Raw genomic sequence first — 11,013 nt, forward strand, 5'->3', positions numbered from 1 at the left:
GCGCTAGCTTCAGGTGCTAGTGTACGTATGTACGTGGGAGTTCGAGTCTCCCCCTGGGCACCATTCCGAATTTTTCTTTATTGTCACCAGACCATTTTAACTGCTATTGGTCCTTTCAGGTGAATCTTTCTCGTTCCACATTTCCACATTCTGATTATTAATGCTATTGAACCTGTTTTAAGGTTACGATATTGTGCAAGTTAACATACCGTATCAAGGTACATTCCTAGTGTGCCCAACGGAAAATCAGCCTTTGCACAGTGAGAATGGACATGGCAACTTTTATTGACTCGATTGATGAGCGTACCAAACTAGCAGGCACAAATCACCTTGAAGTTTTGCTATTCAGTCTTGGTACTAATGATGATACCGGACGAAATGAACTGTTTGGTATAAATGTGTTTAAAGTTCGTGAAGTGCTTAATGTCCCTGAAATCACAGGCGCCCCTGAAATGCCTGATGGCATTGAAGGTTTTGTAAGTCTGCGTGGCGATATGGTGCCGATCATTAATTTGCAAAAATTCTGTAAATTAAAATCTCATGAAACCCCAAAAATCCTGATGATCACCGAGTATAACACCCATGTACAGGGCTTTCTGGTGACTTCAGTTGATACTATCCAACGTTTAAGCTGGCAGCAGGTTAAAGAACCACCTCCATTGATTTCCAAACGTCTGGGCGGGCTGGTCACCGCGGTGGCTGAATTACAGGATAAACGTCTGGTCATGATCATGGATGTGGAAAAAGTACTGGCCGATACCGGCGACTTTTATGATGAGAATGCTTTTGAAGGCATTGAAAAAATTGAAAACGGTAAAAAATACAAAGTGTTATATGCCGATGATTCAAATGTTGCTCGTAAACAGATTACACAGACATTAGACAAGTTGGGCGTTGGCCATGTAGGCGTAGTGAACGGTGCACTGGCCTGGAAAATGCTCGATAAACTGGCGACCCAATGTGAACAGGAAAACCGGAACATTACGACGGAAATTCAAGTAGTGTTAACCGATGTGGAAATGCCTGAGATGGACGGCTATGTCCTGACACAGAAAATCAAAGCGGATCCGCGTATGGCCCATTTACCGGTGATTATGCATTCTTCCCTGACAGCGGTTGCCAATCAGGCAATGGGTCGGGGAGTGGGATCAGATGCCTATGTATCAAAATTTCAACCACGTGAATTGGCAGCAACCATTCGTGGTTTTATTGAAAGTACTCATTAGTGTTTTATACCATTTTAATATGGAGGCTGTTCCAACAGCGTAAATGAGTCTTTTCGATTATCCGAACTGTTGAAGGCAACAAATAATGCAACATCGTCATAGCAGTATACGAATTGTCGACAATCTTGCCGAAATTACCCGACATCACGATCGGCAGGTACTGGAAAAAAGTCTGCTCAAAACTCTCAATGAATTGTTTCCGGCACAATCACTACGTTTATTTAGAATCAAACGCCATGATCTGATGCACGATATCAGTCTGCTGGCTTTTTGTGTAAATGATGTTATTTCATCTTCCGAACAGCATCCCAAACTGAATCAGGAAACGGCGGATGAGCTTACTGCCGCAATGACAGAAGCGATTGATAAAGAAGATATTGTTTCTTATCGTCCTGCTGAAGAAACTGGCTGGAATGTGATTTATCCCGCATATGATTCACATGGTGAAATATTCGCCAGCCTGGTCCACCATTGCCAGGAATTGCCATCCAGCATTGACCAACGACTGGTCCATGGAATTCTCAGGGTGTATGCCAATTATCTGGCGTTAATTGATAAATCTCAACGTGACAAATTAACCGGTTTATATAACCGGGAAACGCTGGATGAAGAAATAACCAAGATTCTCGTCAATCAGAGCAGTGAACTTAACAAACTGATGGCTTCACCAAATGATTCACGACGCCGTCGCTATGCTATTAAGCATTGGTTAGGCGTTGTGGATATTGATAAATTTAAAACCATCAATGATACCTACGGCCATTTATACGGTGATGAAGTGATCATTCTGGTCGCAAGGCTGATGACTTCGGGCGTTATCCGTGATGATGATCTGATTTATCGCTTTGGTGGCGAGGAGTTTGTGGTGTTACTTAAAGCTGCAAATGAAACGGATGCAATGCAGGCTTTTGAAAGAATACGCAGGGTAGTGGCGGAGCATAGCTTTCCTCAGCTTGGTCAGGTCACTGTCAGTATTGGTTTTGTGGAAGTTTCCGCACAATTATCGCCAACGGATGTTATTGGACAGGCCGATGAGGCGCTGTACAGCGCCAAAAACGAAGGTCGAAATCAAGTGCAAAATTACCATAGCCTGGTGGCAGAAGGTAAAATTAGCGAGCCGAAAAAAATAGCGAGTTCAGACGTTGAATTATTTTGAAAAAATCCCAGGAAAAATATGAGCTTACGTAATCTGTTGTTGGCTGACAAAATTATTATCGAACTGGATAAAGCATTAACTACTCTGGCTGGGACCCCACCATCAAGTGGCAGAGATAACCCGGCAACAAATATAGAAGAAACACCCCTTACCGATAATGAACGTCGGCAATCAGTTGCATTGATGCGAGTGAATCATGCGGGTGAAGTATCTGCCCAGGCTTTGTATCAGGGACAGGCATTAACGGCAGAACTGACCAATGTTCGCGAATCGATGCGTCAGGCAGCCGCTGAAGAAAACGATCACTTGTTATGGTGCGAAAAACGTATTGATGAACTGGAGGGGCGTACCAGCCTGTTAAATCCGTTGTGGTACGTCGGTTCTTTCGTGATTGGTGCCGTGGCAGGAAAAATTGGTGATAAATGGAGTCTGGGGTTTGTTGCCGAAACTGAAAAACAGGTTATAGAACATCTCGATGAGCATCTCGGCAAGATGAGTGATGCGGATCTGCGCAGTCGTTCAATTCTTGCGCAAATGCGTGAAGATGAAAGTCATCATCAGCAAACTGCTTTAGCTGCCGGCGGCGCTCAATTGCCATGGCTGGTGCAGAAAATCATGCAGCCAATGTCGAAAGTGATGACCCGCAGCAGTTATTGGCTGTAAGCTGACTTCAATAGATTGTCGTAAACTTCAATGAAATATTGAAACGTCCCGCCTGTTCTTCAGAAGGCTCAACTCTGACCACTTCAGCCTGTGCAACAAAGTCGGCCAGGTCCGGATTATGACTTTTAATGCTGATATCCAGTATTTCCCCCTCGCTAACCATTTCATCCGCTATCAAACTTAAACCGCTGGCGCTTAAATCGAGTCCTTCTGCCTGAAAACTTTCTGTGGTATCCGGACGCTTTATCTGTACCGGACCGTTGACGCGCATTCGGAAATAATTGCGTTTTTCTTCAAAATCCTGACCTGCCATAATTTTTATCCCTTATCGATGCAGTTGCCTATCAGATGCCCCTAGCCTAAGCTAAGTTCTGTTCATTCGTCCAGAGATATCCATGTCTGTAACTCACTTAAACGCGTCACAACTGTATCACGGCTGCAATCCGGCTGATCTGCCCTTCAAAACTACCGCTACAGTGGAGCCTTTAACAGGCTTGATTGGCCAGGACAGAGCCCGCGAAGCAATTGAATTTGCAGCGAATATTCAAGCAGATGGTTATAACCTGTATGTGATGGGGGAGGCCGGCATGGGTAAAAAGTCGCTGGTCAGTGAATATCTCACCAAACATACTGCCAACCGGCCTGATGCAGAAGATTGGGCTTATTTACATAATTTTGATTTACCTCAACAGCCTAAATCATTGTCATTACCCGCCGGTGATGGTGCGCAGTTAAAACTGGATATCGAGCGGGTTATCAAAGCGCTACAGCAACAATTACCTCACGCTTTTGATGACGAATATTATCGGGGAAGAGTAAGGGCAATTGAAGAAGCCAGTCGCCAGCACCGGGTACGCTTGTTTGGTGCACTGCAGACTGAAGCGGATAAACAGGGCGTTGTACTGCTTAGAATGGAAGATGGCAGTTACGCCTTTGCAGCTCAGCATGAAGGGGAGCCTTTATCTGGCGAAGATTTTGAAGATCTGCCCTATGCCAAGAAAATGGAAACGGAAGAGGCTATCGCGAAATTACAGGTGTCAATGCAGGATACCCTGATTGAAATTCATGAATGGGAACATGACACGGTAAATAAGATTACCGCGCTGAATGATCAGGTTGCGTTAGAAGTGATAACCCGGCAAATCGATTTTTTACGCCATGCTTATCCAAAATCCGAGCCGTTACAGAATTATTTTGATGATATGCAATTTGATATTCAGCGGAATATCGAGATGTTCCTCAAAAATGAAGAGAGGCAGGAAGATGTTAATGTCGATAATTGTCTGAAGCGCTATCAGATTAACCTGATTGTGGATAATGCCGATCTGCATGGAGCTCCGGTGGTGTATCTCAATCAACCAAATCATCAGAATCTATTGGGCTGTGTTGAAAACATGGCAATGATGGGTGCACTGGTGACTGACTTTACCTTGATTAAGGCGGGCGCATTACATCGTGCCAATGGCGGCTTTTTAATTGTTGATGCCGAAAAGCTTCTGGAGCAGCCTTTTGCCTGGGAGGGGTTGAAGGCAGCGTTAAAAGCTTCCGAAATCCCCCTGGAAAACCTTGAACGAACCTATAGTCTGGTGGCAACGGTTTCACTAGAACCTGAACCAATCCCGCTTTCAACCAAAGTGATTCTTCTGGGGAATCGGGATCTTTATTATCAACTGTATGAATTGGATCCCGAGTTTGCTGGATTATTTAAAGTGCTGGCTGATTTGGAAGATGAATTACCGCGTACGGCTGAAACACATATGCAAATGGCAAAATTGATTGCCTCAACAGCAATGAATGAGCATTTGCCCGCTTTGCAGCAGAGTGCAGTGGCGTTAATGATTGAATATGCAGCGAGATCAATTAATGATGGGCAACAAATGTCGCTGCATATTGCTGATATGACTGATCTGTTGCGTGAAGCCGCCTATTGGACTCGCAAATACCAACAGGCTGAAATTACTGCTGATGCGGTGAATCATGCCTGGCAACAGCGTCTCAGAAGGGTGGATCGCGTTCGTTCAGTGGTTTATCAGCAAATACAGCGGCAGATTATTCAACTGGATGTGAATGGCAAGCATATCGGTCAGGTCAATGGCTTATCGGTATTGAGCATCGGCAGTTTTCATTTTGGTGAACCTACCCGCATCACTGCCAGTTGCCGATATGGTGATGATGCGATTATTGATATTGAAAGAGAAGTGGAGCTGGGGGGCAACCTGCATGCAAAAGGTGTGATGATTCTGGCTGCTTATCTGGGGTCTTTTTATGCGGCAGATAAGCCGCTATCCATGGCTGCCAGTATTGTGTTTGAACAGAATTATGGTGAGATCGATGGCGATAGTGCAACAGTCGCTGAGCTGTGTGCTTTATTATCTTCTATTGCCAGAATTCCACTCAAACAATCTATCGCTATTACCGGATCAATGAACCAGTTCGGTCAGGTTCAGGCTATCGGTGGCGTTAATGAAAAGATTGAGGGCTTTTATGATGTCTGTTGTCTGGTGGGAATGACAGGCACACAAGGCGTGATTATTCCCCGCAGTAATATGCAGCATCTGATGCTGAAACCCGAAGTCAGACAATCCGTTGAGAATGGTCTGTTTCATATTTACGCTGTCGATGACATCAGCGATGCTATCAATGTGCTGAGTGAATATGAGGCTGGCGAAGCAGACGAACAAGGCAACTATCCTGAAAACAGTTTTAATGGCGCTGTCGCGGCAAGACTGGCTAATTGGGCGGAGCTGCACAAGCATGATAAAGACAGTAGCCATGAAGCAAGTGATTAGGGCTGATTTTATCTTCATCACTGCCTTGTCGGACAAGAAATAGTCACCAGCAATAGCGGAGATGAAAGATAAACAAGCCTTAGGCTATAGTTACGGTCAGGTCAGCCGTTAACCTCTACAGGCAAACACGCATAAATTGTATAGGTATGTCAGTTATGAAAAATCAATTTTTTATCAAGTCTATAGGTTTGATGCTTGGTTTTATGGTGTTACCAGTACAGGCGTTAACACCTGTTCCCGTGCCGACTGAGCCAATTTATTATGAACCGCCGGTAGTGCAAATTACCGATGAAATCCGCAAGCATAGCTGCGTTGAAATTGATGGTGCTATCAACCAGCTTCATCCATATCGTTATAGTTACAAGCCTGGCTTTTACGAGGATGGCAGTAATAAACTGGCCGCGACATTAATTGCTTTTGATACGATCCCGATTGTTGAGGGATGGTTGGGTCTGGCCTATCTGGGATATTCTTCTCTGGTAGATGAAAAAGAAGCCAGAAGAACACAGCAAGTGGAACAGAAAATAGCTATGTTGCAGCGGGTAAAAGCTGAAAAGCATTGCTTTGAATAATTAGATTATTTCGCTGTCTCATCGCATGGTTTTACTTGTAGTAGGCTTCACTTCTGGGGTAGTATCAGTTTGTAAAACTACCCAAAGAGGTAAACGCAATGAGTAGCACAATAGATATTAAAACAAAGTGGTACGAGAGCAATCACGCAACAGTTGATAGCATTAAAGCTAAGTTGCAATCCGCAAACGCAGTGAGAGATAAAATGAAAAAACTGCCTTGGTACAAAGCGGCACAGAATCCTGTAAAGCATTCTGAACGTCCGTGGTATGAAGCGAATATGGTGAAGCATCTTGATACCAAGAAAAAATGGTATGAAGCCAATTTGCGTACTGCTGTTGAAGCAGTGCGGGCGAACCGTCATTGGTATGAAGCGAACCTGGATAAAACGCCTACACAAACCCATTGGTATGAATTTGCTGATTCACAATACAGTGATTTGAAAAGGCGTTGGCAACAGGCCAACCTGGCAAAATTCCGTGAGCAGCACAGTAAATGGTATGAAGCCAACCTGGATCAGACGCCAACGGAGAAACACTGGTATGAGTTCAGTGATGAGCAGACTGCCAGTGATAAAAAATGGTATGAAGCCAACCTGCAAGCGGCTCGGGAAAGCCATCAAAAATGGTATGAAGCGAACCTGCATCCCGATCCACATGCGGATATCAAAAAGAAATGGTATGAAGCTAATATCAGTCTGGCACGTACCCAACAAATCAAGCGTGACTGGTTTGCCTACAATACCCATGTTGCTCGTGAAAATTCCAAATGGTATGAAGCGAATCAGCGTCCTGCTCAACAGCGCGATACGCATTGGTACGAAGCCAATATGGTGGATCATCTTGATACCAAGAAAAAATGGTATGAGGCCAATTTACGCACAGCAGTAGAAACGGTTAGAGCGAATCGTCACTGGTATGAAGCCAATTTGGACAATACGCCTACGACTACCCATTGGTATGAGTTCAAAGAAGCGGGCGATACCGATTGGAAAAAACGCTTCCAAGAAGCTAATCTGGCCAAATTCCGTGAACAACACAGTAAATGGTATGAAGCCAATCTGGATCAGACGCCAACCGATAAACATTGGTATGAATTCAGTGATGAGCAGACGGCCAGTGATAAAAAATGGTATGAAGCCAACTTGCAGGCCGCTCGTGAAAGCCATCAAAAATGGTATGAAGCGAACCTGCATCCCGATCCACATGCAGATATCAAAAAGAAATGGTATGAAGCTAATATCAATCTGGCCCGTACCCAAAAAATTAAACGTGATTGGTTTGAAAACAATATGCGTTTAGCGCGCGAAGCGCAGAAAAACAAAGATAAATAAAACGTCTTACATGTCATTATTAAAAACAGCTGGTTTAACCGACCAGCTGTTTTTTTTTGGGGAGAGTTATACAGGATGAAAATCACCTGCTTTACCGTTGGTGCATTTCAGGTCAATACCTATTTAATCGAGGATGAGACGACTGGTGATGCAGCTGTAATCGATACCGGCGAAACAGATGAATTAGTTCAAAAGTTGCTGTCAATCAATCCTCGTCCCCGCATACAGATGATATTGCTAACACATGGTCACCTGGACCATGCAGGAGGCCTGGTCTACTTACAATCGCAATTTGATGTGCCGACCTACCTGCCGCGAAACGAGGTTCCATTATTTGAGACATTACCGATACAGGGGGACTGGTTTGGCGAGCCAGCATTTAATCGGCCATGTGGACGAATTGACCATTTTGTCGACGATGGTGATGAAATTCAGCTGGGGAATACCAAACTGAGGTTTATCTCGACCCCTGGGCATACACCAGGCCAAGGTTGTTACTATGACGAGCAAGATATCTTTGTCGGTGACACATTATTCTCTGGCAGCGTTGGACGCACTGACCTACCTATGGGGAATCCGGCTATAATGCAGCAAAGCTTACAACGGTTAATGCAATTACCCGGGCATTTGCGAGTGCATAGTGGTCATGGACCGGTCACAACCATTTCCCATGAGAAACAACATAATCCTTTTTTAACGTTTTTGAGACATGCATAAAAAATGGCGAATACAGATAGATTAATTGAAGGTTTTCAACGTTTTAAAAAACAATACTTTGGTCAGGACAGCCGACTTTATGCCAGTATGAAAACGGGGCAGCCAGCGAAAACCTTAATGGTTGGCTGTTGTGATTCCCGAGTTGATCCCGCGATTTTGACAGATTGTGATCCTGGGGATTTATTTACCGTCAGAAACGTCGCCAATCTGGTGCCACCCTGTGAGAATGATGGTTTACATCATGGCACCAGCTCAGCACTTGAATTTGCCGTTAATAATCTTGAAGTCGAAAACATTATTGTCATGGGGCATGCCAACTGTGGTGGTATACGTGCGCTGTGGGATGATGATGGACAACAAAACTCAAAATTCATCCATCAGTGGGTTTCAATTGCACAACCGGCAAAGGACTGGGTTAAATCGCACGCTGATGGCGATGAGGCCAGTCAGTTAAAGGCCTGCGAACAACGTGCAGTGCTAGTTTCGCTGGATAATTTGATGAGTTTTGAATGTGTTCAGCAACAGGTAGAAGAGGGTCGTTTGACCTTACACGGCTGGTATTTTGACTTGGCAGCAGGAGAGTTGCTTTGTTTTAATTCCCAAACCGGCCAGTTTGAACCGGTTCAGGAATAGCGTTTCAGGGACTTACTGAATATCTGGGAGCTGACCTGCAGGTTGTGTTCCCATTGAGTCATCTAAGTTTTCCGGCAGAGCTTCTTTCTGCTTTTTCTCAGCGGCATCAGTTTCGTTATCGTCTTCGATAATCTCTGCTTCATCTTCGCCTAGGCCAAACACATTAAATATGCCATTGAAGAAACCGGTTTTCTTCTCGTTTAATGGAACCACCACGTTAGTATCAGTGCGCTGTTCTTCCGTTAATTGGATGTTTTCAACAATCTGGGTATTGCCATCAATGTAGTCAAGCGTTTCTGCTTCATCAAAATACAAAGTGATGCGACGCTGCTCGCGTGTACCGTTTCCGGGGTGGAAACTGTATATGTAATCCCAGCGATTCGGATGGAATACATCAATTAACATCGGTGTTCCCATCACAAAAGATACCTGGCTTTTAGTCATGCCAGGTTCGAGCTTACTGAGCATTTCCTGTGTAACCTGATTGCCTTGTTGAATATCAATTCGATAAACACCAGGGATTTTGTCTTTGCTACAGGCGCTGAGAGTGAGAATAACCAAGGAAAGGCTATAAATAAGCAGGCTTTTCATTTAGTATTTGTTTCTGTGTTGATGACCAAAGTGCGATGATACGCTATTCGTAACTATTCTACGAGGCAACAATAATAATGGAAAGACAAGATTTAAGAAAAGCGGGATTGAAAATTACTCTGCCACGTTTAAAGGTGCTGGAGATTCTTGAACACTCCAAACAGCGCCATTTAAGTGCTGAAGATGTCTATAAGGCTTTGCTGGAAATGGGAGAGGAAATCGGTCTGGCAACTGTTTACCGAGTGCTTACGCAATTTGAGGGTGCAGGGCTGGTTTCACGATTAAATATTGATGGTGGACATGCGGTCTTTGAACTGGAAGATGGCGAACATCATGATCATTTGTTCTGTGTGAAATGCAATCGCATTATCGAATTTTATGATGAGGTGATTGAAGAGCGGCAAAGAGAGATTGCCAAGGCGAATGGGTTTGAAATGACCGATCACAGCCTTTACATCTATGGCATTTGCAACCGCGAAGACTGCAAAAAAGAACGATAAATCAGTTTTGTCCCTGATCCAGCATCTCTTCAGCATGTGAACGAGTTTTCTGGGTCAGGTTCATTCCGCCCAGCATCCGGGCAATTTCCTCAATGCGTTGTTCACGATTAAGTTCGCTGATTTCAGTATGGGTTTTATCTTCACCCAGAATCTTTGTAACCTGCAGTTGCTGATGAGCTTGTGCCGCGACTTGAGGCAAATGAGTAATACAGATCACCTGCTGGCTTGATGCCAGTAATTTGAGATGTTGACCAACAATTTCAGCAACGCCGCCGCCTATTCCCACATCAACTTCATCAAATATTAACGTAGGAACGCTACGTTTTCCTGCAGTAACTACCTGAATGGCCAGGCTTATCCGTGCTAATTCACCTCCCGATGCAATTTTGCCCAATTCTCCTGCCGGCTGGCCGGGATTGGTGCTGACCAACAATTGAATTTGATCCGCACCATGTTCACTGAATTTGCCATCTTCAAAGGGTGTGATAACAAATTCTATACGGCCAGCAGGTATGGCCAGTTGTTGTATGGACTGGGTAATGGTCTCCGCCAGAGGTTTAGCATGTTTTTCTCTGTTTGCACGGATCTGTGCAGATAAGTCCAGACATAATTTTTCCTGGGCTTTGAGTTGCTGAGACAACTCTGTCTGATTTTGCTGGGATTTTGACAGGCTATCCAATTCATCACACAAAGCCTGATAATGGGCAGGTAAGGCCTCAATTTCAACATGATGTTTACGCGCCAGATCATGTAACACAGCTAACTGATCTTCAACGGCTTCCAGCCTCGCCGGATCCAGATCCGCACTGTCCAGATAATGACGTAGCGAAGTGGC

11 protein-coding genes, 1 tRNA gene and 1 pseudogene (1 of these 13 running past the window's edge) are annotated in these 11,013 nt (G+C 44.4%); 10 read left to right on the forward strand and 3 right to left on the reverse strand.

All coding sequences use genetic code 11. From position 1 onward, the window contains the following. The 4 genes from B3182_RS09515 to coq7 all read left to right on the forward strand — a co-directional run. Positions 1-63: transfer RNA gene (locus B3182_RS09515), tRNA-Leu, on the forward strand; it begins 140 nt to the left of the window's first position. Positions 64-272: 209 nt separating this feature from the next. Next, positions 273-1,226 carry a chemotaxis protein gene (locus tag B3182_RS09520; protein WP_292354180.1) on the forward strand — a complete coding sequence of 318 codons (954 nt, stop codon included), beginning with the start codon at positions 273-275 and terminating at the stop codon, positions 1,224-1,226. 85 nt (positions 1,227-1,311) lie between these two features. After that, a complete protein-coding gene (locus B3182_RS09525) occupies positions 1,312-2,382 on the forward strand; it encodes a GGDEF domain-containing protein (protein WP_292354182.1) in 1,071 nt (356 codons plus the stop codon). A gap of 18 nt (positions 2,383-2,400) precedes the next feature. Further along, positions 2,401-3,045 carry a 2-polyprenyl-3-methyl-6-methoxy-1,4-benzoquinone monooxygenase gene (coq7, locus tag B3182_RS09530; RefSeq protein WP_292354184.1) on the forward strand — a complete coding sequence of 215 codons (645 nt, stop codon included), beginning with the start codon at positions 2,401-2,403 and terminating at the stop codon, positions 3,043-3,045. A gap of 7 nt (positions 3,046-3,052) precedes the next feature. Here the strand turns inward: coq7 and B3182_RS09535 are convergent, their stop codons facing one another. Continuing rightward, complete coding sequence (locus B3182_RS09535) at positions 3,053-3,358, reverse strand: PilZ domain-containing protein (RefSeq protein ID WP_292354186.1); 306 nt, start codon at positions 3,356-3,358, stop codon at positions 3,053-3,055. Positions 3,359-3,440: 82 nt separating this feature from the next. On the opposite strand from B3182_RS09535, the gene B3182_RS09540 reads away from it, so the two are divergent. The 5 genes from B3182_RS09540 to B3182_RS09560 all read left to right on the forward strand — a co-directional run bounded on the left by B3182_RS09540 (position 3,441) and on the right by B3182_RS09560 (position 9,087). Then, a complete protein-coding gene (locus B3182_RS09540; RefSeq protein ID WP_292354188.1) occupies positions 3,441-5,834 on the forward strand; it encodes a Lon protease family protein in 2,394 nt (797 codons plus the stop codon). Between the two features lie 155 nt (positions 5,835-5,989). Further along, a complete protein-coding gene (locus B3182_RS09545) occupies positions 5,990-6,406 on the forward strand; it encodes a hypothetical protein (RefSeq protein WP_292354190.1) in 417 nt (138 codons plus the stop codon). 203 nt (positions 6,407-6,609) lie between these two features. After that, complete coding sequence (locus B3182_RS09550; RefSeq protein WP_292354191.1) at positions 6,610-7,737, forward strand: hypothetical protein; 1,128 nt, start codon at positions 6,610-6,612, stop codon at positions 7,735-7,737. Positions 7,738-7,812: 75 nt separating this feature from the next. Continuing rightward, the gene (locus B3182_RS09555) at positions 7,813-8,454 is read left to right on the forward strand and encodes an MBL fold metallo-hydrolase (protein ID WP_292354193.1); all 642 of its coding nucleotides are present in this window, start codon (positions 7,813-7,815) and stop codon (positions 8,452-8,454) included. 3 nt (positions 8,455-8,457) lie between these two features. Beyond that, a complete protein-coding gene (locus tag B3182_RS09560; protein WP_292354195.1) occupies positions 8,458-9,087 on the forward strand; it encodes a carbonic anhydrase in 630 nt (209 codons plus the stop codon). Positions 9,088-9,099: 12 nt separating this feature from the next. Here the strand turns inward: B3182_RS09560 and B3182_RS09565 are convergent, their stop codons facing one another. After that, positions 9,100-9,678 (reverse strand): outer membrane protein assembly factor BamE, encoded by a 579-nt coding sequence (locus tag B3182_RS09565; protein ID WP_292354197.1) that lies wholly within the window; start codon positions 9,676-9,678, stop codon positions 9,100-9,102. 71 nt (positions 9,679-9,749) lie between these two features. On the opposite strand from B3182_RS09565, the gene fur reads away from it, so the two are divergent. Further along, complete coding sequence (gene fur, locus B3182_RS09570) at positions 9,750-10,178, forward strand: ferric iron uptake transcriptional regulator (protein WP_413466493.1); 429 nt, start codon at positions 9,750-9,752, stop codon at positions 10,176-10,178. 1 nt (position 10,179) lies between these two features. Here fur and B3182_RS09575 read toward each other — a convergent pair. Then, positions 10,180-11,013 (reverse strand): annotated as a pseudogene (locus B3182_RS09575) (DNA repair protein RecN); the annotation flags it as partial.

The organism is Methylophaga sp. UBA4204 (assembly GCF_002379485.1).
Classification (GTDB): Bacteria; Pseudomonadota; Gammaproteobacteria; order Nitrosococcales; family Methylophagaceae; genus Methylophaga.

Excerpts from the sequence above, each read along its gene's own strand:
- B3182_RS09560 (WP_292354195.1), top strand. The coding sequence starts at position 8,458 with ATGGCGAATACAGATAGATTAATTGAAGGTTTTCAACGTTTTAAAAAA.
- B3182_RS09520 (WP_292354180.1), top strand. The coding sequence starts at position 273 with ATGGCAACTTTTATTGACTCGATTGATGAGCGTACCAAACTAGCAGGC.
- B3182_RS09540 (WP_292354188.1), top strand. The coding sequence starts at position 3,441 with ATGTCTGTAACTCACTTAAACGCGTCACAACTGTATCACGGCTGCAAT.
- B3182_RS09525 (WP_292354182.1), top strand. The coding sequence starts at position 1,312 with ATGCAACATCGTCATAGCAGTATACGAATTGTCGACAATCTTGCCGAA.
- B3182_RS09550 (WP_292354191.1), top strand. The coding sequence starts at position 6,610 with ATGAAAAAACTGCCTTGGTACAAAGCGGCACAGAATCCTGTAAAGCAT.
- B3182_RS09565 (WP_292354197.1), bottom strand. The coding sequence starts at position 9,678 with ATGAAAAGCCTGCTTATTTATAGCCTTTCCTTGGTTATTCTCACTCTC.
- B3182_RS09555 (WP_292354193.1), top strand. The coding sequence starts at position 7,813 with ATGAAAATCACCTGCTTTACCGTTGGTGCATTTCAGGTCAATACCTAT.
- coq7 (WP_292354184.1), top strand. The coding sequence starts at position 2,401 with ATGAGCTTACGTAATCTGTTGTTGGCTGACAAAATTATTATCGAACTG.
- B3182_RS09545 (WP_292354190.1), top strand. The coding sequence starts at position 5,990 with ATGAAAAATCAATTTTTTATCAAGTCTATAGGTTTGATGCTTGGTTTT.
- B3182_RS09535 (WP_292354186.1), bottom strand. The coding sequence starts at position 3,358 with ATGGCAGGTCAGGATTTTGAAGAAAAACGCAATTATTTCCGAATGCGC.